Origin of the sequence: Alkalibacterium gilvum, from assembly GCF_900109085.1 — a bacterium.
GTDB lineage: Bacteria > Bacillota > Bacilli > Lactobacillales > Carnobacteriaceae_A > Alkalibacterium > Alkalibacterium gilvum.
In genome coordinates, this window is sequence record NZ_FNYW01000001.1 from 44546 (window position 1) to 69100 (window position 24555).

A 24555-nucleotide genomic window follows, 5' to 3' on the forward strand; every position below is an offset into this window, starting at 1 on the left:
TATTGTATGAAAAAAACAAAAATTGTTTGTACCATAGGACCTGCTAGTGAATCGTTAGATACATTAGTCAAATTAATCGAATCAGGAATGAACGTTGCACGTTTGAACTTTTCTCATGGTGACTTTGAAGAACACCTTGCACGTATCAAGAATATTCGTAAAGCTTCAGAAAAAACAGGTAAAATGGTTGGTATTATGCTTGATACCAAAGGACCAGAGATTAGAACAAATAATATGAAAGACGGAGCAATCACTTTAACAAAAGGTGATACAGTACGTATTTCTATGACAGAAGTTGAAGGCACAAAAGAAAAATTCTCAGTTACTTATGCGGATTTAATTAATGACGTAACTCCTGGATCAAGTATTCTTCTGGATGATGGATTAATCAACCTTCAGGTTACTGACCTTGAGCACGACAAAGGTGAAATTGTGACAGTAGCTCAAAATACAGGTGTTTTGAAAAACAAAAAAGGCGTAAACGTTCCTGGTGTTTCTGTAAATCTACCTGGTTTAACAGAGAAAGACCGTGCTGATATTCAATTTGGATTAGATAATAATATTGATTATATTGCAGCATCTTTCATTAGACGTCCTTCTGACATTCTAGAGATCACTGAAATTTTAGAAAAAGAAGACAAAATGCATGTCCAAATCATTCCAAAAATTGAGAACCAAGAGGGTGTAGATAACCTAGAAGAGATTCTTGCGATTGCAGATGGTTTGATGGTCGCTCGTGGAGACCTAGGTGTTGAAATCCCGACAGAGGACGTGCCAATCGTTCAAAAACGTATGATTTCTATGTGTAATAATGCTGGTAAGCCAGTTATTACTGCTACACAAATGTTGGACTCAATGCAAGTGAACCCTCGTCCTACAAGAGCGGAAGCTTCAGACGTTGCGAATGCTATTTTTGATGGGACAGATGCTATCATGCTATCTGGCGAGACAGCTGCCGGAGATTATCCTGTAGAAGCAGTGAAAACAATGTATAACATTGCTATTCGTACTGAATCATCACTTGTTAATCAAGATGCATTTGCACTAAAATCATTTGATCAAACTGATATGACAGAAGCAATCGGTCAAGCAGTAGGTCATACAGCTAAAAATCTAAACATCCATACAATTGTTGCGGCAACTGAATCAGGACATACAGCACGTATGATTTCTAAATTCAGACCTAAAGCTGATATTCTAGCTGTTACATTCAGCGAAGAAACAGCACGCGGTTTAGCGCTTCAATGGGGGGTTCAACCAACTGTAGCTGACAAACCAACTTCTACAGATGATATGTTTAATTTAGCTACTCAAACAACTGTTGATAAAGGTTTCGCTAAAGAAGGCGACTTGATCTTAATTACTGCCGGAGTTCCTGTTGGCGAGCGCGGTACAACTAACGTTATGAAAATTCAATTAATTGGATCTAAACTAACAAGCGGACAAGGGATTGGATCAGAGTCTGTTATTGGTAAAGCGATTGTTGCCAAGACAGCTGAAGAAGCTCTTGAACGTGCTGTAGAAGGCGGAATATTAGTTGTGAAGAGCACAGACAAAGACTATCTTCCTGCAATTGAAAAATCTTCAGCAATCGTTGTTGAACAGGGTGGATTAACATCTCATGCCGCAGTTATTGGTATTGCTATGGGTATTCCAGTAATTGTTTCTGCTGAAAGTTCAACAGATTTAATTAACCAAGATGAGTTAATCACAGTGGATGCACGTCGTGGTATTATTTATCGTGGTGCAACAACCGCAATTTAAAGTATAAAATTTACAAGTAAACTAGAAGAATAAGTTATAACTGAGACAGTGGTTGATAGAATTCTTAGGGAGGGTATGTTTAATTGCCTTCCAAATATCATTCAATCATTGTCTCAGTTTTTATTTTAAAGAAATGACAAAGGAGTTTGAAATGACTAACGATATGGCAACAACAATAACAGCAATTGTTATAGATCAAAATGAAAAAGAAGCATTCGTTCAAAAGAATGGTATTACCTATAAAATTATTTCTGATAATGATGTAACAATAGGTGACACACTGAAAGGTTTTGTATATACCGATAAACAAGATAATGCAGTATTTACAACTGAAATCCCTGAAATCAATAAAGATGCATTTGGTTGGGGCACAGTTGTTAAGGTAAACAGAAAACTAGGTGTATTTGTAGATGTGGGTTGGCAGGATAAAGATGTTGTAGTATCAATGGATGATTTGCCAGCAGAAGGACGCCTCTGGCCCAGAGAAGGTGACGTACTATTTTTATCAATAAAAGTGGATGATAAAAAACGTATATGGGGAGATTTGGCTGACGAGGAGAAATTTTTTGCGGAATATATTCAAGGTACAAAAGATATGCATAATCAAGATTTATTAGGCACCGTATTTCATCTCAAAAAGAGTGGAACGTATTTAATTACCGAAGATAAAAACATTTTATTTGTTCATCCGAGTGAACGTGATAAAGAGCCTCGATTAGGTCAAAATGTATCCTGTCGAGTAGTTGGCATTAGAGAAGACGGAGTTTTATATGCATCAATGCAGCCGAGAGCACATGAAGTTATTGAAGATGACGCGCTGATGCTACTTGAAATGTTGAAACGTTCTGAAGACGGCAGTATTCCCTTTCACAACAAAACAGATCCTGAGGAAATAAAAAAGCAGTTTGGTATCAGTAAAGGACAATTTAAGCGAGCTGTTGGACGATTAATGAAGAAAAACTTTGTGTATCAAGATGAAGAAGGTACAAAATTGAAAGAAGATTATAAAGAGGATCAAGATATTAACAAATGAGGTTGAATTCATGATCAATCAAGAACCGTTTGAAGATTATCTCGTTTTTTTAAAAATTGAAAAAGGTTTATCTATTAACACTGTAAATAGTTATAAAAGAGACATAAATCAATATATCGATTATCTTAATAAAAATAAAATAGAATCATTTCAGGTGATTGACCGCTATCTCATTCTTGAATACTTTAGTGCCCAAAAAGAATTAAAAAAAGCTGACAATACAATCATACGTATGTTTTCAAGTGTGAGAAAATTCCATCAGTATTTAAAACAAGAGGGTTACACACAGGATGATCCAATGCAGTACGTAAAAACACCCAAAAAAGCTGACAGTTTGCCTAAAATCGTTTCAATGCAACAGATAGATCAGTTATTACAGACGCCGGACACCTCTAAGCCTCTCGGAATAAGAGATCGTGCAATACTTGAAGTAATGTATGCAACGGGCCTGAGGATAACAGAGTTAATAGAGTTGACAACAAATGATATTCACTTGTCCATGAAACTAATCCAAATTGTTGGTAAAGGGAACAAAGAACGTCTAATTCCAATAGGCGAAGAAGGATGTAAGTGGCTTGATTATTATATGACTCAAAGTCGGGAACAATTACTAAAAAAATCTAATCAAAATACGGCTGTTGTATTTTTGAATTCACGTGGAATGCCATTGAGTAGACAAGGAGTATGGAAGAATATAAAAAAAATAGCACAAAAAGCTGGCTTGAAAAAAAACATTACGCCCCATACCTTGAGGCATTCTTTTGCGACACATTTACTTGAAAATGGAGCGGATTTGAGAATCGTACAAGAGTTACTTGGTCATGCTAATGTTTCTACAACACAAATTTACACGCACATCACTAAGCATAGACTAAAAGATGTGTATACTGCGTATCATCCTAGAGCCTGATAGTTTATGAAAGACTTACATTAAAATGCTTTCATAAACCCTCACACCATTCTTGCATTTTGGGGTGGACTGATTTATTCTTAAAGTAAGTGAAAATTAAAGGAGGAAGTTTTTTATGAGTTTTGACCGTGTTCATTTGATCGTTTTAGATTCAGTTGGTATTGGTGAAGCGCCAGATGCCAAAGATTTTGATGATGAAGGTGCACATACGCTAGGCCATATTGCAGAAGCAGCAGGCCTAACTGTCCCTCACATGCAGTCATTAGGTTTGGGAAATATTGCTCCATTACAAGGAATTGATCCAGTTGAGTCAACAAAGGGTTATTTCACCAAGTTAGAAGAAAAATCAGTTGGTAAAGATACGATGACAGGCCACTGGGAATTAATGGGCTTGCATATCAAAACACCTTTCAGAGTTTTCCCAAATGGCTTTCCTGAAGAACTAATTAAACAGATTGAAGAACATACAGGAAGAAAAGTGGTTGGTAACAAACCAGCTTCTGGTACAAAAATCATTGAAGAACTTGGAGAACATCAGATGGAAACAGGCGACTTAATAGTTTATACATCTGCTGATCCTGTACTTCAAATTGCTGCACACGAAGACATTATACCTCTCGAAGAGCTTTACGAGATTTGTGAATATGTTAGAGAGATTACTAAAGATGATCCTTATATGATTGGCCGTATCATTGCTCGCCCTTATTTAGGAGAACCTGGTGACTTCAATCGAACAAGTAATCGTCATGACTATGCGCTTAGTCCTTTTGGCGACACTGTATTGGACTCTCTTAAGGATGATGGAAAAGACGTTATAGCCGTAGGGAAAATTGATGATATCTTTAATGGAAAGGGTATCACAGATTCAGTCCGTACAAAATCTAATATGGATGGCGTTGATCAACTCCTTAAAGTTATGGATAAAGACTTTACTGGGATGAGTTTTACTAACCTAGTAGATTTTGATGCTTTATATGGTCACCGTCGAAACGTAGAAGGTTACAGAGACGCATTGGAAGCCTTTGATGCACGTCTACCTGAGATTTATGACGCACTTTCAGAAAATGATCTTCTTATTATTACAGCGGACCATGGAAATGATCCAACGGCTGCAGGTACAGATCATACTCGAGAGTATATTCCAGTATTGGTTTACTCTAAGAAGTTTGAAGGTGGAAAAGAAATTCCACAAGGCTTGTTTGCTGATATTAGTGCCACAATCGCCGATAATTTCAGTGTTAAAGGCACTGGCTTCGGTGAAAGTTTCTTGGACCAATTAAAATAAACTGACTTAAAGGAGAAAAATGAATGACTAAAAATTATACTAATGCAATTGAGAAAGCTTCAACATTTCTTAAGGAAAAAGGGATGGACAAACCTGAAGTAGGACTTATTCTAGGATCTGGTTTAGGTGAACTTGCGAATGAAGCAGAAAACGCTGTAATTGTTCCTTACGAAGAAATTCCAGAATTTCCTGTTTCAACTGTAGAAGGTCATGCAGGACAACTCGTTTACGGAGATCTAGGTGGAAAAAAAGTTTTGGCAATGCAAGGACGTTTCCATTACTACGAAGGGTATTCTATGCAAGAAGTTACATTCCCTGTTAGAGTAATGAAAGCACTGGGCGTTGAATCACTAGTCGTCACAAATGCTGCTGGAGGAGTCAACGAAGACTACACACCAGGTGATTTAATGATTATAACAGATCACATCAACATGATCGGTGTTAATCCACTTCATGGTCCAAATGACAATGATTTAGGACCAAGATTTACTGATATGAGTAGCGCGTATAACAAGGGCTACCAAGATGTTATTGAAAAAGTAGCTTCAGAACAGAATATTGATGTTAAAAAAGGTGTTTATATGGGATTCTCTGGCCCTACTTATGAAACGCCTGCTGAAGTTAGAATGGCTCGTACGCTAGGCGGAGATGCTGTAGGCATGTCTACAGTTCCAGAAGTAATTATTGCAAATCATGCAGGACTTAAAGTTGCTGGGATTTCTTGCATAACAAACTATGCTGCAGGAATGCAAGATAATTTAAATCATGATGAAGTTGTAGAAGTTACAACACGGGTTAGAGAAACATTTAAGAGTTTAGTTAAGTCAGTAATTGAAAAACTATAATATGTGAGTTCAACTCTTATTAGCAGGAGGCGTACATGTGTAGAAACGTGTGCGCTTTCTGCTTTTTTGTTTTTATTTAGCCGTTTGATTTTTTGGGTGTAAATAGGTATGATTGTCATGAATGATTTTCTATCTTGTAAACTATAAATAAAATAAGAAATGTGGGAAATAATGAATAAAAATACCTATAGTAATCGATTAATGAACAATATGAAAGTTGACGATTTAAACCATTTAGTCATCGGGGGAGTCAGCGCAGTTGAGATTGCTAAGAAGTATGGCACACCTGTAAATGTATATGATCTTACTTTGATTAAAGAAAAGATCAAAACATTTAAGAATGCTTTTTCAAAGTATGAAAACTTGACTCAAGTGGCTTATGCTAGTAAAGCATTTTCTTCACTAGCGTTATTTGAAGTATTAGCTGAAGAAGATGTCTCTTTAGATGTTGTATCTGGAGGAGAACTCTATTTAGCTTTGAAAGCTGGATTTGAAAAAAGTCGTATTCATTTTCACGGGAATAATAAATCTTATGAAGAGCTTAAAACGGCTATTTCTGAGCAAATCGGATGCATAGTGGTTGATAACTTTTACGAGATTGTTATGATTGAGAAACTAGTGAATGAATTAAATGTTACAATAGATATCTTACTTCGTGTAACACCAGGTGTTGAAGCTCATACACATGAATATATTACTACTGGGCAAGCAGACTCTAAATTTGGATTTGACTTAGCTTCAGGTCAAGTAGATCAGGCGATTAAGCAAATAAAAGAGATTGAAAATATAAATATGATTGGATTACATTCTCATATCGGCTCTCAAATATTTGAGGTTGAAGGTTATGAAATTGTTATTGAAAAACTCTTGCAAAAAGCTTCAGAATGGAAAAAAATGTATGATTTCAATTTGAAAGTTTTAAATGTTGGAGGAGGGTTTGGTATAAAATATACTGATGATGATTCTCCGCTTCCTTTGGATAAATATGCCAAAGCGATCATACGTTCTGTACGGACACATTCAGCGGCTAACAATTTAAACCTTCCAGAGATTTGGATTGAACCAGGTCGAAGTATCGTTGGAGAAGCCGGTACAACTCTTTACACGGTAGGGACACAAAAAGATATTCCACAAATTAGAAAATATGTTTCGGTTGATGGGGGAATGGCTGATAATATAAGACCCGCATTATATCAAGCAAAGTATAGTGGTGTTTTGGCAAACAAAGTAGTAGATCTAAACGAAGAAGTGGTATCTATTGCCGGCAAAGCGTGTGAGAGCGGTGATATGCTAATGTGGGATGTTGTACTCCCTCAGCCAAAGCCAGGAGACATCTTAGCTATGTTTAGTACAGGTGCATATGGTTATGCAATGGCCAGTAACTATAACCGACTAACGAAACCTGCTGTTGTATTCATCGAAAATGGGAATGACTTTTTAGCCATTCGAAGAGAAACAGTAGAAGATTATCTCAAATTAGAAAATAGTATCAAAAACTGGGAATAAAATAGGAGGGCTTTCATGCTCATCAGATATAAAGCTGACTATCAGAAAATCACGATGGGATTACTTTCCTATGTAGCTGATTTAAAAGATACAGGACGTTTGACAAAGGAAATGGAATGGTATAATCAAGAAGATAATAGACAGCTTTTTCTATGGAAAAGTGAAGAAACAAAAGATTTAGCTGGAGTAATTGGAATAGAAGAGGATGAGGAGATTATTCTTTTAAGACATATAGCTATCAATCCTTCATACCGTGAAGAAGGAATGGCCTATTCTATGTTAACTGCGCTAAAAAATATGTATGCCACTAAAAGAATTGTTGGAACGCTTGAAACAGCTTCCCTGGTTACTAAATGGCAAAAAAATAGTGATCATGAATAAATTATTAAAGTAGGGGATTTTATGGATGAAAAATGGAAGGTGAATCTGGATGTTTTTGAAGGACCTCTTGATTTACTGTTACATTTAATCAATAAACTAGAAATTGATATATATGATATCCCTATAAAGGAAATTACAGATCAATATCTAAATTATATACAAGCAATGCAACTGTTACGTTTAGATGTTGCCGGAGAATATCTTGTTATGGCAGCAACGTTAATGTCGATAAAAAGTCAACTCCTTCTGCCTAGAAATGAGTCATGGGAAGAAGAAGGGGAAGACTATCATGTGGAAGAAGAAACGATACTTGATCTTCAAAAAAAATTACTTGAATACCGTAAAATAAAATATGCATCTTTAAAACTAAATGAAAATAGAAAAAGTAGAGAGCAGCATTATTCAAAACCGCATGAAGATTTATCCAAATTCCAACAATTTATACCTATGGAACCAGAGGAACTGAAATTAAAAGATTTAATTGGAGCTTTTAGTGTTATTTTAAAAAGAAAAGAGTGGCTAAATCCTGCTCCTAGTACAGTTGATTTAGAAGAAATTACAATTAATGAGAGAATTGAATGGCTGGAAGATAGAATACAAAATAGTAATCAAGAAATCCCTTTTAGCTTGTTATTTAAAAAACCAACTAGAAGAGAATATGTAGTCACCTTTCTAGCGCTCTTGGAAATGATGAAGGATAATAAAATTCACATTAAACAAGCTGATAGCTTTGGTGAGATTTTATTATCCCGGTCATGATAAAGAAAGGAAAGGTTCAATTACAATGGAAGAACTTGCTACATACGAAGCATTATTATTTACTGTAGGCGAAGAGGGAATGGGCATGAATACCCTAGCACAGTTAACTGATTCGACGCCAGAGCATGTTAGAAACTGTCTTTCAAAACTTTCAGAACGTTATTTAAATGATGAAGCATGTGGTATTAAATTAATAGAAACTGCAGGGACCTTTCGTTTGGTCACAAAAAAGAGTTTCTCAGCTGTCATCGAGAAATATGCACAGTCACCGCTGACAAAAAAATTAAGCAAGGCATCAGTTGAAACTCTAGCGGTTATTGCTTATAAGCAGCCAATCACACGTATGGAAATTGAAGACATTAGAGGTGTCCAATTATCTTCGAGTTTGCAGAAACTAAAACTTAGAAACCTTATTAAAGAAATCGGGCGTGTCGAAGCGCCAGGGCGTCCAGTACTCTATGGTACGACAGATTACTTCCTGGATTACTTTGGCTTGAATGATTTAACCGAACTACCAGAATTAGAGATTGAAGAAAAAGTAAAAAATCAAAAGTTATTCGATGAAGAGTCTGAATTTTAAAGGAGAATATTATGGAACGTCTACAAAAAGTAATGGCGCACGCAGGAATTGCTTCCCGCAGAGGATCAGAGAAATTAATAAAAGAAGGTAGAGTACAAGTCAACGGCAAGGTCGTTACTGAGATGGGTGTTAATGTAAGCAATAAAGACTCGATCAAAGTAAATGATATTCCAATAACAAAAGAACAAACATTATATTTTGTTCTAAATAAACCGAGAGGCGTCATTTCTAGTGTTGGTGATCCTAAAGGTAGAAAAACAGTGGTTGATTTTTTTAATCATATTGATCAGCGTGTTTATCCGGTCGGACGTTTAGATTATGACACAACAGGTGTGCTTTTACTAACAAATGATGGTGAATTGACCAATCAGTTAACGCATCCTAAATATGGTATTGAAAAAACCTATATAGCTAAAGTTACAGGTTCTATAGATAAACAAGCTATAAAGAGATTAGAAGATGGATTAGACATTGATGATTATAAAACATTGCCAGCGAAGGCAAGAATAATGGATGTTGATAAAAGAAAAAACAAAAGTATGGTTGAGTTGACTATTCATGAAGGGAAAAATCATCAAGTAAAAAAAATGCTTAAGACAGTAGGATTCCCTGTTGAAAAATTAAATAGAACACAGTATGGATTCTTAACAACTGAAGGATTACAGTCTGGAGAATGGCGCGAGCTTAAATCTTTTGAAGTCAATAAATTGAGACAACTTGTCAAAGATAACGCTTAAAAGTGGATTTGTTGGCGGAAATTGAATCCGTTAGTTATAATAGTATCAATTAAACGTATTTAGAATGATGGTTTGCTAGTAATGGCTAAAGTATGAATCAGAGGAGTGTCTAAACGTGACTGACGAGACTAATGAAGACAATCAAAAAAAATTACTTGTAGTTGATGATGAAGATAGAATTAGAAGACTACTTAAAATGTATTTAGAGAAAGCTGATTATATTATTGAAGAAGCAGAAAATGGAAAGAAAGCTTTGGATATGGCTTTAGAAAATAATTATGATTTGATACTTTTAGATGTGATGATGCCAGAATTAGATGGTCTTGAAGTGGCTGAGGAAATAAGAAAAGAAAAAGAAACGCCAATTATGATGCTTACAGCTAAAGGTGAAGAATTAAATCGTATACAGGGATTTGAAGTAGGGGTCGATGACTATATTGTTAAACCATTTAGTCCTCGAGAAATAGTCTTACGTGTTGCGGCCATATTGAAACGTACTAAGAGTGATACTTCCAATAAATCTAACGGAAATATATCTGATACTTTAACATTGCCCTACTTGGAAATTGATAATGATTCCAGAAGAGTCACAGCGGATGGGAAATCTGTTAACCTTACGCCAAAAGAATATGATTTGCTCCATTACTTAATGTCTTCTCCAGATCAAATATTTGGTAGGGAACAGTTATTGAGGGAAGTGTGGAAATATGAATTCTTTGGTGATTTAAGAACCGTAGATACTCATATAAAACGATTGAGAGAAAAATTAAAAAAAGAATCCGTTGTTGCATCCAAAATGATAGAAACCGTTTGGGGGCTTGGGTATAAATTAAATTCATACCCAGATGAAGAGGAGTAATCGTATGCAATTAAATGTAGTAGCTATAAGAATCTGGCTTATTACGTTTGGTATAACATTATTATCTTTCCTTATAACAACAATTTATTATGGGGTCTTTTATTCTCGTGAGATTAAAGAAAACTATATGAATGAATATGAACAGGTCATAGAAAATGTGGAGAGCTTATCAACTAAGGATCCACGTTTTTTATTGGAAAATATTGAGTCTATCAATGGTTTCCACCCTCAAGTTAATTTTGCCTTGTTATTAGATGATACGTACACATCAAACGATGATGAATGGGTTTTGCCATTTGAAGAAGAAGAACAGAAAATAATATTGGAAGAGCCTGGGATAATAGACAACATTAATTCCGATGAGAATATCATTATTCGAACCGATAAAAACAAAGAATATGAATCTAACTTACCCTATGTTTTTCATATCAAATCAACGACCATAGATGGAGAAAATGCATTATTATATTCATGGGCTGACTTATCCTTTTTAGTTACATTAGAAAAACGAATCAGTTATTTGCTAACCGGTTTGATTCTTGCTCATCTTCTAGCTGCGTTCTATTATTATTTGTACCTTAAACGGAATGTTTCTGAACCGATTAATGCAATGACGAATATTGCTTTTGATTATGCACGTGATGATTTCAGTCATCAACTACCTATCTCGGGTCGAGATGATTTGTCAGAGCTGGCGATGGCGATGAATAAAATGGGACATTCATTGGAAACAAATCGAATGGTGGTTAAGCAGGAAAAAGAATTACTTTCTCATATTTTAGATAATGTTGAAACAGGTATTTTGTATTATGATTCTGACAAAACCCTTTTATTATCTAATCCTACTGGAGAGATTTTTCTAACACATTATCAAATTGAGGAAGCTTCACAATCCAAGCAAAGTGATTTTGTTGATATTGAAGAAAAATTAAAAGATGTTTTTAGCACAAAATCTCCGGTTGAATTTACTATTGAATTGAAAGAAACGTACTATGTTGTTACGATTCTACCGCTACTAGAGAGAGAAAGTAGGGAGTTACGGGGGTTTGTTGTATCAACAAAAGACTTAACCAAGGAACATCGATTAGATAAAATGAGAGTTGATTTTATCAATAATATTTCTCACGAGTTACGTACTCCGCTGGTTATGATACAGGGTTATAGTGAGGCTATCCTTGATGATGTTGCTGAAACCATAGAAGAGAAAAAAGAAATGGCCAAAATAATACGAGATGAATCTCAACGGATGAATCGTATGGTTAATGAGATGCTTGATTTGTCACGAATGGAAGCTGGATATATCGAATTACAAAAAACGGAAGTAAATCTAAATACGTATCTTCGTAATTTACTTTTCCGATTTGATACAATGGCGGGCGATGTCGAGGTTTCACTTCAAATGGAGGCACCGAAAGAAACGATTTATCAGATTCTTGATAAGGATAAGATGGATCAAGTTTTTGTAAATCTTGTCAATAATGCAATTAGACATACAAGCATGACTGATAAAGATGAAAAAGTCGTAACATTACAATTGCTTAAAGAACAAGAATTGAATGAGATAGTAATGATTGTTAAAGACACTGGGACTGGAATACCAGATGAGGATTTGCCTTACATCTTTGATCGTTTCTTTAAAGCAGATAAAGCGCGAAATAATCAGATATCTAAAGCAAAAGGCACGGGCATAGGGTTATCATTAGTTAAGAACATCATAGAAGCTCACGATGGTTTTATTGAAGTGGAATCAAGTTTTGAAGAAGGATCAGCTTTCATTATTCATATCCCCATTGTTGAAGATGGAGAGTACGACGCAAGTGAGTGGTAAATAAATCAGGATAGTGAAAAACGAAACAAACTCTTGACAAATTATCTTTGTGCGGTATAATTAAGTCAAATTAGAATAAGTATGATTCATCTTCAGGGGCAGGGCGAAAATCCCTACCGGTGGTAAAGTCCACGAGCGAGTAAAATTGCTGAACTGGTGTAATTCCAGTACCGACAGTATAGTCTGGATAAAGAAGATGGAGCTTTTTGACTGAACAATAAACTGTCTATGGCTCTGTTTATCTCCTGAAATTTTGGGATAAGCAGAGTTTTTTTATCTCATTTTTCAGGAAATAAAAGGACAGTATAATTCAGGGAAGTTCACCCTCAGTAGGATGAATCCTTTTAGGAGGATTTATTATGTCAAATAACAAAACACAGAAATTAGTGGGAATCGCTATGTTAGCGTCTATCGCTTGGGTGGTTTCTATGCTATCGTTTCCATTGCTGCCAGGCGCACCGTTTTTAAAGGTAGATTTCAGTGATCTCGCTGTTTTATTCGGTATGTATGTTTATGGACCAGCTGCCGGAGTTACGATAGCCTTTATTCGCTCGCTTTTATCTTACGTTCAAAAAGGCGGGGAGATGGGTTTCCCAATAGGGGACACCGCTGCATTCATTGCATCCATTTCGTTTACATTACCGATTTACCTCGTTATTGCTAAATATGGTTTGACGGTGAAAAATAAAGTCATCAGTATGGTTTCATCAACATTATCATTAACGGTGATGATGTCTATTCTAAACTGGTTCTTTATTGCGCCAGCCTACATGACAGTTATGGGCTTTGATGTTGGTCCTATGCGCTCTTATTTACTGCTAGCTGTCATGCCTTTCAACTTGATAAAAGGTGTATTAGTCGGACTAGTATTTTATGTTGCTTTCACTAAGTTAAAACCTTGGCTAGATAAAATGCAAAGGAAGTTCAAAAAAAAGCCAATCCATACTGTTATGACTAATGAAACATAATAAATAATAACTGAATTTTAAAAGAGGATATACTATACGCTTATACAGGTATAATATATCCTTTTTTCTTGTATTTAAATAGGTTTTTTTCTGAGATAATTATTGAGTAATGTTATAATGAAAATGAAAATAAATTCTAAATTAAAGAGGTGAACCATATAGTGGAGATTGATTTTTTTTCTAAGTATCTATTAAGCTTATTTAGTGAAAAAACCTATGTATCAGCTAAACAATTAAATTTAATTGCAAAAGCAAAGCGAACACCTTCTGTTTTATTTAATGTTGAAAAAAACAAACTATATGCATTGTTTGGTCTTTTTCCTGATATAGCGTTGAAAAAATGGGAAGAGACGACAAGCGTTTTAATTGATAAGGACTTATTAAGTCGAACGGATGGACATATGAGGTTAACTAAAAAAGGATTTATTGTTAAATCGTCATTCCTTGAAAAATTCCCAAATTTTAATAATTTAAATCAATTAAGCTATTCGGGGACTATTCCCATTTTCTTTAATCGACTGGTTTTTATTACACAAATTTTATCTGAATATAGCTATTCTAATAAAAATTACTCCCCATACCTTTCTTCTGTAAATGACCAGATAAAAATCAAGAAATGGCTAGTAAAGCAAGCTCTTCCAATGGACACACTAATTTATAACTGGTCTGCAGAATTAAGCACGTTATTTAGACACTTACCTGCAAATGAAGCAGATTTCATTGCTGAACATTTTACTGGATATATGGTTCACGGCGAAACGAGTCGTCAAATCCAAGAAAAGTACAACTATACACAGGAAGAGTATAGCATAAGGTTAACTCAGTTTAATAATCGAATCATTACGTTGGATTCAAAAATAAATCCTTTACTTTCTTCTTTATTAAGAAGCACGCATAAAGACTGTAACGAAGGATTGAGTTATAGTGCAAACCTTACTAAACAATGGCTTGAAAGAGGTAAAGAGATTAATGAAGTCGCAAAAATACGAAAATTGAAGCCCAATACAATAAAAGAACATATCCTTGAGTGCGTGTTGATCTTAAATTGGCCACACTTTAAAAGATATGTCCCTTATGAAAAATATTCTGCCTGCCATGAACTGTTTGAGAAGCATTCGGCTGTTAAATATTCTGAAGCAAAAGATATGATTAAAGAGTTAGATTTTTTTACTTTTCGTTTAGTTGAGATTGAAAGGATTAGACATGATGAATGAAATAATGGAAAAAAAGATTTATGATATGCTCGCTCTAAAATTCGGTTTTAATGCTTTAAGACCAGGACAGAAAGAAGCTATAGAAGCTGCCCTGACCGGCTATCATAGCCTTGTTATGTTACCTACGGGAACTGGAAAGTCATTATGCTATCAACTACCATCATACCTTATGAAAGGAACAACGCTTGTTATTTCTCCCTTACTTTCTTTAATGGAAGATCAAGTTGAAAACATGAAAAAAAACGGAGAGAAATCTGTAGTAGCCTTAAATAGTCACATGTCTGCTAATGATAAAAAACGAGCATTAAAGTTATTGGATACATATAAATTTATATATATATCCCCAGAAATGCTGCAACAAGAGAGAATAATGGGACGTTTAAAAAAAATAGACATTTCTTTACTCGTTGTCGACGAAGCACATTGTATTTCTCAATGGGGAATGGATTTCAGACCGGATTATTTGAAAATCGGTGATCTAAGACAGGAGCTATCAGAACCTTTGACAATGGCTCTAACAGCAACTGCTGTGAAAAGTGTTAGAAAAGAAATAATTGAAAACTTAAATATTGGATCATATATAAAAAAAGTGATTTATTCAGTTGATCGACCTACCATACAATTTAGAGTTGAAATGTGCTCGGGAAATAAAAATATCAGACTGATAGAAGCGCTTAAAACATTTGGGTCATCAGGCATTGTTTATTTTTCGAGCAAAAAACTAGCTGAAAAAATGGCAAAAATAATTCGTGAAACAACTGACTTTTCTGCTGAAAGCTATCACAGTGAAATAGAGACAAAAGATAAGAAAAAAATACAGGCACAGTTTTTAGACAATAAATTGGATATTATATGTGCGACAAGTGCTTTTGGAATGGGAATTGATAAGCCAGACATTAGATATGTTATCCATTATCACATGCCCTCAAATCCTGAAATGTATTTACAGGAGGTTGGGCGGGCGAGTAGAGATAAAAAAGGCGGTGTTGCTCTACTTTTATATGAACCTGGAGATGAGTATCTCCAGGAAAAGTTACAAAAAGAATCCCTCCCGGAAGAGCCTGAATTAAGATATGCGTACAAGTATCCTGAAAAATTAAAAGAACTGAAGGACGACAGTAAAATGCGCCTGGCAAACTATTTTATTTCGCAAAGAATACCTGTTAATCAAGTGATAGAACTTATTGAGAAAAGAAAACGATATAAAAAAAGACAATTAGAGGTTATGGTTCATTATGCTTTATCAAATAAGTGTAAGCGGCTGCTACTTTTAGAATATTTCAATGAGAAAATTGAAGATAGAGAGGGAATGTGCTGCTCAAATTGTGGAAATAATTTGTCATTACCTTATGATAGGGTTGAACCGAACGTGTCTGTTATAGATAAAAAAGAAGGTTGGGAGATCATTTTTAACAAATTGTTTAATTTTAGCAGTCATCCAGAAAAGTGATCTCAAATATGCTATAATGAGTATCGTATCAATTGAAAGGAGTCGCCTTATGAGTAAAAAAGACCGTAAATCTATGGAAGAGCTCTGGTCAAAACGTTTTGACGAAGAAAGTGAAACGAATGGAGAAGAGCCCTTATCCAGAAAAGCAAAACGCGAAAGAGAAAAAAGTATATCTCCTATACTAACTGTCACTGTAGTTTTCTTGCTGTTAATTGCTATCCTTCCTACCTCCGCCTACTTCTGGTGGGTTAATAGAGATGATTTATCTGAAGAACCATCCAGTCCTTCAGTAGAGCAGGTAGCTCAAAATAATCAAGAAGAAGAAACTGAAACATCTGATGATAGCAAAGAAGAAGAAACTGAAACTGAAAATAATAATGAGACCAGCAATGCACCTGATGATGGTTCAAATGAAGAGTCTACCAGTGAAGATACGGAGCCAGATAAAACTTCGGAATCTATAACTGAATCAGAAGTAGATACAGATGAAACTCAATCAGAATCAGAAGTAACAGAAAATCAAGAAGCGACAGAGAATGCAGAGCAGACTGAAACGAACACTGAACCTTCGGACACAAGTGTGACTGAAGAGCCAGTTGTTGAAACAGAAGAAAATAACTCAGTAGCTGAAGATGCAGCTTATTATACTGTTAAAGCTGGAGATAATATGTACCGTATTGCACTAAATCACGGCATGAGTACTGAAGAGCTGATGCAACTTAACGGTCTTCAAACTGAAACAGTGTATATCGGTCAACAGTTACAAGTAAATTAATCTGATAATGAAAGTGTGGAGAGAATGAAAAACGAAACATTAACTATCGCCATAGATGGGCCAGCGTCATCAGGAAAGAGCACTGTAGCAAAAAGGATTGCATCCGAATTGGACTTGATTTATGTCGATACTGGGGCAATGTATCGAGCATTGACATTTCAGGCGCTGGAAAGCAATGTAAACATAAAGGATCAAAAAGCTCTTGTTGACTTGTTGGAAAAGACAGATGTAACATTTGAGCCAAATGAAAAAGGGCAGTCTGTATTTTTAAATGGACGAGACATTACTTACGATATAAGGGATAATAATGTAACTAATACTGTTTCAGTAGTTGCAGCACATCCAGAAGTACGTGTCTTAATGGTGAAACGCCAACAGGATATGGCCTCGAATAATGGCGTTGTCATGGACGGTCGTGATATTGGTACGGTGGTCTTGCCAGATGCGGATCTCAAGATATTTTTAGTTGCCAGTGTGAAAGAAAGAGCTGAGCGACGGCATAAAGAAAATAAAGAAAAGGGTATTTTTTCTGATATCGATCAACTTAAAAAAGATATTGCTGAAAGAGACTACAAAGATTCGACACGGGACTCATCACCTTTAAAACAAGCAGAAGATGCCTTCAGAATCGATACAACAAAACTGTCTATAGATGACGTCGTAAATGAAATAAAAAAGTTGATTCAAAAGATTTAATTAACAGTTCTCGCACAATATAGTATGTTTTAGTGGAAATTATTTTATATATTCGGTACAATTAAAGATGTAGGAATTATTGGTTTTGGGAGGCAAATATAATGACAGAAGAAAACAGAAACGAAGTAACTGAAGAGGAAGCAGTAGAAGCTGCAAAAGAGCAAGTACAGGTGGATACACCTGACGATACTACTGCACAAGATGTTTTTGCGGAAAATGAGAAACAGCAGGTACAACCTGCAGTTGAAATAGACGACGCAGCATCTGGTGAATCAATGTCTGACGTAATGAGAGACGTCGACGATATCACCCCTGGAGATTTAGTCAAAGGTGAAGTGTTGACCATCGATAATGATAAACAAGTCATTGTTGGTTTAGAAGGCGGACAAGAAGGTGTCATTCCGCCACGTGAGTTATCAACTGAACGATTTGATAAACCATCTGATGTTGTATCTATTGGTGAAACTATCGATGTCGTTGTGTTAAGAGACGTTAAAGATAAAGAACAAGGGAGCTTCATTTTATCTAAAAAACGTGTAGATCAACGTAAAGTTTGGGAAGAATTACAGCAAAAATATGATAATAATGAAGTGATCGAAGCAACAGTTTCTCGCGTCGTTAAAGGGGGATTAACCATCGATTTAGGCGTAAGAGGATTTGTCCCAGCTTCACAAATCGACACTCATTTTGTCAGTGATTTAAATCAGTTTGAAGGAAATACCTACAACTTTAAAATCATTGAAATTGATCCTAAAGAGCGCCAGCTAATCTTATCACGTAAAGTGTTACTAGAAAAAGAGAGAGCAGCAGAACGTGAAGAAGCACTCGAAAAACTTGAAGAAGGATCAGTTGTTGAAGGCGAAGTTGTTCGTCTGACTAACTTTGGTGCTTTTGTCAATGTTGGTGGCGTAGATGGTCTCGTTCATATTTCAGAGATTGCTCATGAACGTATCGCATCACCTAAGGATAAATTATCTAAAGGTGACAAAGTGGAAGTCAAAGTTCTTAAAGTGGATAAAGAACAAGAACGTGTTTCTCTATCTATTAAAGAAACATTACCTGGACCTTGGGATAATATTGAAGAAGAGCTTCCAGCTGGTTCTGTAACTAAAGGAACGGTTAAACGTGTTACAGACTTTGGTGCTTTTGTTGAGGTTAAACCAGGTGTTGAAGGACTCGTTCATATTTCTGAAATGGCTCACAAGCATGTGGAAACACCACACGAAGTTGTAGCTAAAGATGAAGAATTAGACGTTAAGGTATTGAGTGTTAAACCTGATGAAGAGCGTATTTCTTTAAGTATTAAAGCTTTAAAAGAAAATCCGAACGAATCAGCAGACACTGAAAAACCAAAAGCAGCGCCTAAGAAAAAAGCTGAAGATAAACCTGAAATTAAACAACCAGCATTACGCGATGAAGATGACGAAGGTGCATTTACATTGGGTGATCAAATTGGTGACCAACTTTCAGGATTTATGGATGAAGATGACGAAGAGTAATCAATAAAAAGGTATCTTTTACCGCACCCAACTGTATTTAGGTATAATGCCTATTACAGTTGGGTGTCCTGTTTTAACGCATAATTATAAATATGAAAGAAGGTGTTATTGATGGTAAAACCAACAGTAGCCATTGTAGGAAGACCTAACGTAGGCAAGTCTACGATTTTTAATAGAGTCGTGGGAGAACGCATTTCAATCGTCGAAGATACATCAGGTGTAACTAGAGATAGAATTTATGCTGATGCTGAATGGCTAGGAAAAGAGTTCGCTTTAATTGATACTGGGGGAATCACTTTAGAGGATGAACCTTTGAATGTAGAAATTAGACAGCAAGCTCAAATTGCTATTGAAGAAGCAGATGTTATCATAATGATGACTAGTGTTAGAGAAGGCGTCACATACGAAGACCAGCAAGTTGCTCCAATTCTTTTTAAATCAGGAAAACCTGTTATTCTTGCTGTAAACAAAGCAGACAATCCTGAGCTTAGAAGTGATGTTTATGAGTTCTACTCGTTGGGACTTGGAGATCCTTATCCAATTTCTGGTTCACATGGTCTAGGCCTAGGGGATGTATTGGATGAAGTCATTAAACATTTTCCAGAGGATTCTGAAAGTGATTATGATGAATCCACTATTAAGTTCAGTGTCATTGGACGACCTAACGTAGGAAAATCGAGCCTTGTAAATGCTATTATCGGTGAAGAGCGAGTCATTGTATCTAATATTGCAGGTACAACACGTGAAGCAGTAGATACACATTTTCAGACGCAAGAAGGTAGAGATTTTGTAGTAATAGATACTGCAGGCATGCGAAAAAAAGGTAAAGTTTATGAATCAACTGAAAAATACAGCGTTTTAAGAGCCTTGAGAGCGGTTGATCGTTCTGATGTTGTCTTGTGTGTTATAAACGCTGAAGAAGGCATTAGAGAGCAAGATAAGCGAGTATTTGGCTATGCTCATGAGGCAGGAAAAGGTATAATTTTGGTTGTCAATAAATGGGACACCATAGAAAAAGAGACCAACACCCTTAAAGAGTTTGAATTAGATGTTAGAGATAATTTCCAATATTTAAGCTATGCTCCAATTGTATTTGTTTCTGCTTTAACAAAAAAACGGCTGCATTTATTACCAGAACGCATTGAAGAGGTCTTTATGAATCGTAACTTACGTATACAGTCTTCCATTTTAAATGATGTCGTTATGGATGCAGTGGCAACAAATCCAACACCGACTGATAAAGGGCGTCGTCTAAAAATTTACTATACAACACAAGTTTCTGTATCACCGCCTACTTTTGTTATTTTTGTGAACGATCCGGATTTGCTTCATTTTTCTTATGCCCGCTTTCTAGAGAATCGATTCAGAGATACATTTAATTTTTCGGGAACGCCTATTCGAATCATCCCACGTAAACGAAAGTAAGTAAAATGAATTAAACTTTAAAAAGTAACCATAGATTCTATCGAAAAACAGCTATAATTCTAAGAGAATAGTATAAAAGCATTGCAGTATCAAGGATTCTATGGTATCTTTTTAATTGAAATGTCATAACAGACTATTTCACCCAAGTGCATTTCAAGAAAAAAAGAATGCAATCAGATAGCAAATTCATTTAATGAATTTTATGCATGAGCTTCTTTTGAGGAGGTGAAAGATACAATGGCAAATAAAGCAGAATTGATCGAAAAAGTAGCATCTTCAGCTGATCTTACAAAAAAAGATGCAACAGCTGCAGTTGAAGCTGTATTCGACTCTATCAAAGATACATTAGCTGATGGCGAGAAAGTACAAATTATTGGTTTTGGTAATTTTGAAGTACGCGACCGCGCAGCACGTAAAGGACGTAATCCTCAAACAGGGGAAGAAATCCAGATTCCTGCAACTAAAGTTCCAGCATTCAAAGCTGGTAAAGCTTTAAAAGATGCAGTTAAAGCATAAAAACTTAATGCTTTTTTAAACGTCGAGATTATTTGATCTCGGCGTTTTTATTGTATTCTAAGCATAAAAAAAGAATGTCCTATACTTAATTAAAAAAGTAGCTATTAAAAAAGGAAAATAATTGACAATTTATCAGGGAGTACGTAACCTTAAAGTAGGTACATATTATTGAAAGGATGATGAATGAAAAATGTCCTCCAAGCGTAAAGAGGAAATAAAGAAGGAAGCAAAAGAGAGAAATGTTAGATTTTTAAGACTAATGTTTACGGATATCGATGGGGTAATCAAAAATGTTGAAGTGCCTATCAGTCAGCTAGACAAAGTAATGGATAATGAGATGGCTTTTGATGGTTCTTCTATAGATGGTTTTGTGGAAATCGATCAAAGTGATATGAAACTACATCCTGACTTAGATACATGGTTAATTTTTCCATGGGAACTTAGCTCTAGTGATACCCGTATTGCACGTTTCATTTGTGATGTTTACATGCCTTCGGGAGAGCCATTTAATGGTGACCCTAGAAGTAATTTAAAGCGTATTTTAAAAGAAATGGAACATTTAGGCTTTACAGAATTCAACTTAGGTCCAGAACCAGAATTCTTCTTGTTTAAATTAGATGAACATGGTAATCCAAGTGAAAATTTAAATGATCATGGGGGATATTTTGACTTAGCTCCAACTGACTTAGCTGAAAACTGTCGAAGAGACATCGTCTTGGAACTTGAAGCACTAGGATTTGAAATTGAAGCAAGTCACCATGAAGCTGCTCCTGGGCAACATGAAATCGACTGGAAATACGCGAACGCAGTTGAAGCATGTGATAATATTCAGACTTTTAAGTTGATTGTTAAAACAGTTGCTAGAAAGTACGGCCTTCATGCAACCTTTATGCCTAAACCAATAGAAAACATTAGTGGATCAGGTATGCATTTCAATATGTCATTGTTTAAAGATGGAAAAAATGCATTCTACGACGAAAATTCTGAAGAAGGCTTAAGTAAAACAGCCTATCAATTTATTGCTGGTTTATTGGATCATGCGCAAGCTTATACAGCCATTTGCAATCCGATCATTAACTCTTACAAACGCTTGACGCCTGGATTTGAAGCGCCTGTTTATATCGCTTGGTCTGGCACAAATAGAAGCCCACTTATACGAGTGCCTTCTTCTAGAGGACAATCTACACGTGTTGAATTAAGAAGTGTAGATCCCACTGCGAACCCTTATCTTGCCTTGGCAGTACTGTTAAAAGCCGGCATGAAGGGAATATCAGAAGCTAAAAGTGCTCCGAACCCTATTAATAAAAACATTTATAATATGGATCAATTTGAACGTGAGGAAAATCAGATTAAATCGTTACCTATGACACTTATAGAAGCGATTGAAGCCCTCAAAAAAGATAAAACGATCATTGATGCTTTAGGACAACATATATTTGATCGATTCGTTGTGGCCAGGGAAGCAGACTGGAGAAAATATTCAACAGCTGTATCGAAATATGAAATGGATCGCTACTTTAAACTTTACTAATAATCTGAATGACTAAAAAAATGTACAAAGCTCTTGAAAGAGGCAAATAAAACTTCTTTCAAGAGTTTTATTGCTTTTTGCTTATTGTGATAAGTAAACTAAAATATATTATATGGGGTGCAGGGATGAAAATTTACACGGGCAGGGGCGATTTTGGGAATACTAACCTTATAGGTGGCCAAACAGTAAAAAAAACAGATCCAAGGGTTGAAGCTTACGGAAGTATGGATGAATTAAACGCTCATATAGGCTTGCTAATTAGTTTCATTGATGAAGAACATGAAAGTCTTTTAGAGGACGTCAAAGCAGACATGTTAAGCATACAACATGATTTGTTTGACATTGGGAGTATATTGGCCGATAAAGATAATAAATTGAATCTCAAATTTGATATATCTAAAATAAAAAGTATTGAATGTGAAATTGATGCACTCACGAAAAAGTTAAGTAAAATCGAATATTTCATCCTGCCTGGTGGAACAAAACAAGCGGCACAAGCGCATATTGTTCGAACGGTGATGCGTCGTGTTGAAAGAAATCTCTTGAGATTTTCTGAAAAAGAATCAGTGGATAAAAATATATTGATATATCTTAATCGTTTATCTGACTACTTTTTTACTGTAGCAAGGTATTTAAATAAACAATCTGATAGGGAAGAAAATGTTTATACAAAAACAGGCAAAGTTTTCCATAAAGATTAAGGGCTAAAAGCAGAAAAAAATCATAGAATCGAGAAAAATAGAAATATTTGTATCTTTATTTGAATAAACCTAATTTATCATTGACATTGTAGAAAAATCGCTATATAATAAATTCTGTTGGTAAAATTGTTCTGGTAGCTCAGTTGGATAGAGCATTCGCCTTCTAAGCGAACGGTCGGGGGTTCGAATCCCTCCCAGAACGTATTTATTTTCAGATTCACACCGAAGAAGAAGTGGCTTAGGTCACTTCTTTTTTTATCTTATTTTAACTCGATTGATAGTTTAAGTCTTATCCATTCAAATTATAAAAAATAGATAATGGATGTTAATAACTTTTAAAATGATTATGACTATTAGGTATTGATTTAATCGTGCATAATTGTGTTAAATGACTTGTGTTTTCGCTATAATACAAAGTGAATATAATTTTGAGGAGAATGTATAATGGATTGGTTTATTACTTTGCATCCCGTAATGCAGGCATTTTTAGCTACGCTGTTTACTTGGGCTGTTACTGCACTGGGTGCATCGTTAGTTTTCTTAATGAAAGATATGAATAAGAATGTCTTAACTGCAATGTTAGGCTTTGCTGCTGGAGTCATGATTGCAGCTAGCTTCTGGTCGCTTCTTGCACCAGCAATCGAACTTGCAGAGCAAACAAACGTACCGGGCTGGATTCCCGCTGTCGTTGGCTTTTTATCAGGAGGAATCTTTTTATGGGTTACTGATAAACTATTACCTCACTTGCATCCAAGTCTAAATGGTGGTGGTGGGAAAGAAGAGGGGATAAAAACAGATTTAAGAAGAAGTGTGCTTTTGGTGTTGGCTATCACACTACATAACATTCCTGAAGGACTTGCAGTGGGTGTGGCGTTCGGTGCTGCAGCAGCTGGTTTTCCGGCATCCACTGTCGCAAGCGCTGTTGCTTTGGCAATAGGGATTGGCCTCCAGAACTTTCCAGAAGGAGCATCAGTATCTCTGCCTTTACGAAAAGAAGGGTTCAGTAGAACAAAGGCATTTATGTATGGTCAAGCATCAGGAATCGTGGAGCCAATCGCCGGCGTTTTGGGTGCTGCTCTAGTTCTGTCTATGCGTCCAATATTACCCTATGCGCTTGCTTTCGCAGCGGGAGCAATGATTTATGTGGTTGTTGAAGAATTGATTCCAGAAGCTAAAGTTGAAAGACATAATGATATAGGAACAATCGGTGCGATGATTGGATTTACAGTCATGATGTTTTTAGACGTTGCGTTAGGTTAATAACTAATAAACGTTAGATTTGGTACAAACACT

23 protein-coding genes, 1 tRNA gene and 1 riboswitch are annotated in these 24555 nt (G+C 35.7%); all 24 genes read left to right on the top strand.

What is annotated here, in order from left to right:
* Nucleotides 1-6: 6 nt before the first annotated feature.
* The gene (gene pyk, locus BMX83_RS00205) at nt 7-1764 is read left to right on the top strand and encodes a pyruvate kinase (RefSeq protein ID WP_091631680.1); all 1758 of its coding nucleotides are present in this window, start codon (nt 7-9) and stop codon (nt 1762-1764) included.
* A gap of 151 nt (nt 1765-1915) precedes the next feature.
* Entirely contained in the window at nt 1916-2797 is an 882-nt protein-coding gene (locus tag BMX83_RS00210; RefSeq protein WP_091631683.1) for a S1-like domain-containing RNA-binding protein, read from the top strand.
* Nucleotides 2798-2807: 10 nt separating this feature from the next.
* A complete protein-coding gene (gene xerD / locus BMX83_RS00215; protein WP_091631686.1) occupies nt 2808-3707 on the top strand; it encodes a site-specific tyrosine recombinase XerD in 900 nt (299 codons plus the stop codon).
* Between the two features lie 115 nt (nt 3708-3822).
* Nucleotides 3823-4992 carry a phosphopentomutase gene (gene deoB, locus BMX83_RS00220; protein WP_091631689.1) on the top strand — a complete coding sequence of 390 codons (1170 nt, stop codon included), beginning with the start codon at nt 3823-3825 and terminating at the stop codon, nt 4990-4992.
* A gap of 23 nt (nt 4993-5015) precedes the next feature.
* Nucleotides 5016-5837 carry a purine-nucleoside phosphorylase gene (locus BMX83_RS00225; protein ID WP_091631691.1) on the top strand — a complete coding sequence of 274 codons (822 nt, stop codon included), beginning with the start codon at nt 5016-5018 and terminating at the stop codon, nt 5835-5837.
* Between the two features lie 171 nt (nt 5838-6008).
* Nucleotides 6009-7343, top strand: a complete 1335-nt coding sequence (gene lysA / locus BMX83_RS00230; protein WP_245746597.1) for a diaminopimelate decarboxylase — start codon at nt 6009-6011, stop codon at nt 7341-7343.
* 15 nt (nt 7344-7358) lie between these two features.
* On the top strand, nt 7359-7724 hold the full coding sequence (locus tag BMX83_RS00235; RefSeq protein WP_091631693.1) for a GNAT family N-acetyltransferase: 366 nt from the start codon (nt 7359-7361) through the stop codon (nt 7722-7724).
* A gap of 21 nt (nt 7725-7745) precedes the next feature.
* A complete protein-coding gene (locus BMX83_RS00240; RefSeq protein WP_091631696.1) occupies nt 7746-8483 on the top strand; it encodes a segregation/condensation protein A in 738 nt (245 codons plus the stop codon).
* Between the two features lie 25 nt (nt 8484-8508).
* Nucleotides 8509-9063: an SMC-Scp complex subunit ScpB gene (gene scpB / locus BMX83_RS00245; protein ID WP_091631699.1), complete on the top strand. Its 555-nt coding sequence runs from the start codon at nt 8509-8511 to the stop codon at nt 9061-9063.
* Between the two features lie 11 nt (nt 9064-9074).
* Nucleotides 9075-9800, top strand: coding sequence for a pseudouridine synthase (locus BMX83_RS00250; RefSeq protein WP_091631701.1), 726 nt, complete (start codon nt 9075-9077; stop codon nt 9798-9800).
* A 115-nt stretch (nt 9801-9915) separates the two neighbouring features.
* On the top strand, nt 9916-10659 hold the full coding sequence (locus tag BMX83_RS00255; RefSeq protein ID WP_272980603.1) for a response regulator transcription factor: 744 nt from the start codon (nt 9916-9918) through the stop codon (nt 10657-10659).
* A gap of 4 nt (nt 10660-10663) precedes the next feature.
* Nucleotides 10664-12487 carry an ATP-binding protein gene (locus BMX83_RS00260; protein ID WP_177170432.1) on the top strand — a complete coding sequence of 608 codons (1824 nt, stop codon included), beginning with the start codon at nt 10664-10666 and terminating at the stop codon, nt 12485-12487.
* Between the two features lie 84 nt (nt 12488-12571).
* Nucleotides 12572-12689: riboswitch (FMN riboswitch) on the top strand.
* Between the two features lie 157 nt (nt 12690-12846).
* On the top strand, nt 12847-13455 hold the full coding sequence (locus tag BMX83_RS00265) for an ECF transporter S component (RefSeq protein WP_091631707.1): 609 nt from the start codon (nt 12847-12849) through the stop codon (nt 13453-13455).
* 161 nt (nt 13456-13616) lie between these two features.
* Nucleotides 13617-14669 (top strand): helix-turn-helix domain-containing protein, encoded by a 1053-nt coding sequence (locus BMX83_RS00270; protein WP_091631710.1) that lies wholly within the window; start codon nt 13617-13619, stop codon nt 14667-14669.
* Nucleotides 14662-16119: a RecQ family ATP-dependent DNA helicase gene (locus tag BMX83_RS00275; RefSeq protein WP_177170433.1), complete on the top strand. Its 1458-nt coding sequence runs from the start codon at nt 14662-14664 to the stop codon at nt 16117-16119. Before BMX83_RS00270 ends, BMX83_RS00275 begins: the two co-directional genes overlap by 8 nt.
* Before the next feature lie 49 nt (nt 16120-16168).
* Nucleotides 16169-16894, top strand: coding sequence for a LysM peptidoglycan-binding domain-containing protein (locus BMX83_RS00280; protein WP_177170434.1), 726 nt, complete (start codon nt 16169-16171; stop codon nt 16892-16894).
* Between the two features lie 24 nt (nt 16895-16918).
* Complete coding sequence (gene cmk, locus BMX83_RS00285; protein WP_091631718.1) at nt 16919-17590, top strand: (d)CMP kinase; 672 nt, start codon at nt 16919-16921, stop codon at nt 17588-17590.
* Nucleotides 17591-17691: 101 nt separating this feature from the next.
* Nucleotides 17692-19089, top strand: coding sequence for a 30S ribosomal protein S1 (gene rpsA, locus BMX83_RS00290; protein WP_091631721.1), 1398 nt, complete (start codon nt 17692-17694; stop codon nt 19087-19089).
* Between the two features lie 111 nt (nt 19090-19200).
* A complete protein-coding gene (gene der / locus BMX83_RS00295) occupies nt 19201-20514 on the top strand; it encodes a ribosome biogenesis GTPase Der (protein ID WP_091631724.1) in 1314 nt (437 codons plus the stop codon).
* Between the two features lie 237 nt (nt 20515-20751).
* Nucleotides 20752-21030, top strand: a complete 279-nt coding sequence (locus tag BMX83_RS00300; RefSeq protein ID WP_091631726.1) for an HU family DNA-binding protein — start codon at nt 20752-20754, stop codon at nt 21028-21030.
* A gap of 190 nt (nt 21031-21220) precedes the next feature.
* Nucleotides 21221-22561 carry a type I glutamate--ammonia ligase gene (gene glnA, locus BMX83_RS00305; protein ID WP_091631729.1) on the top strand — a complete coding sequence of 447 codons (1341 nt, stop codon included), beginning with the start codon at nt 21221-21223 and terminating at the stop codon, nt 22559-22561.
* Nucleotides 22562-22686: 125 nt separating this feature from the next.
* Nucleotides 22687-23262 (top strand): cob(I)yrinic acid a,c-diamide adenosyltransferase, encoded by a 576-nt coding sequence (locus BMX83_RS00310; RefSeq protein WP_143059460.1) that lies wholly within the window; start codon nt 22687-22689, stop codon nt 23260-23262.
* Nucleotides 23263-23390: 128 nt separating this feature from the next.
* Nucleotides 23391-23464: transfer RNA gene (locus BMX83_RS00315), tRNA-Arg, on the top strand.
* 239 nt (nt 23465-23703) lie between these two features.
* On the top strand, nt 23704-24522 hold the full coding sequence (locus BMX83_RS00320) for a ZIP family metal transporter (RefSeq protein WP_218141900.1): 819 nt from the start codon (nt 23704-23706) through the stop codon (nt 24520-24522).
* Nucleotides 24523-24555 lie beyond the last annotated feature (33 nt).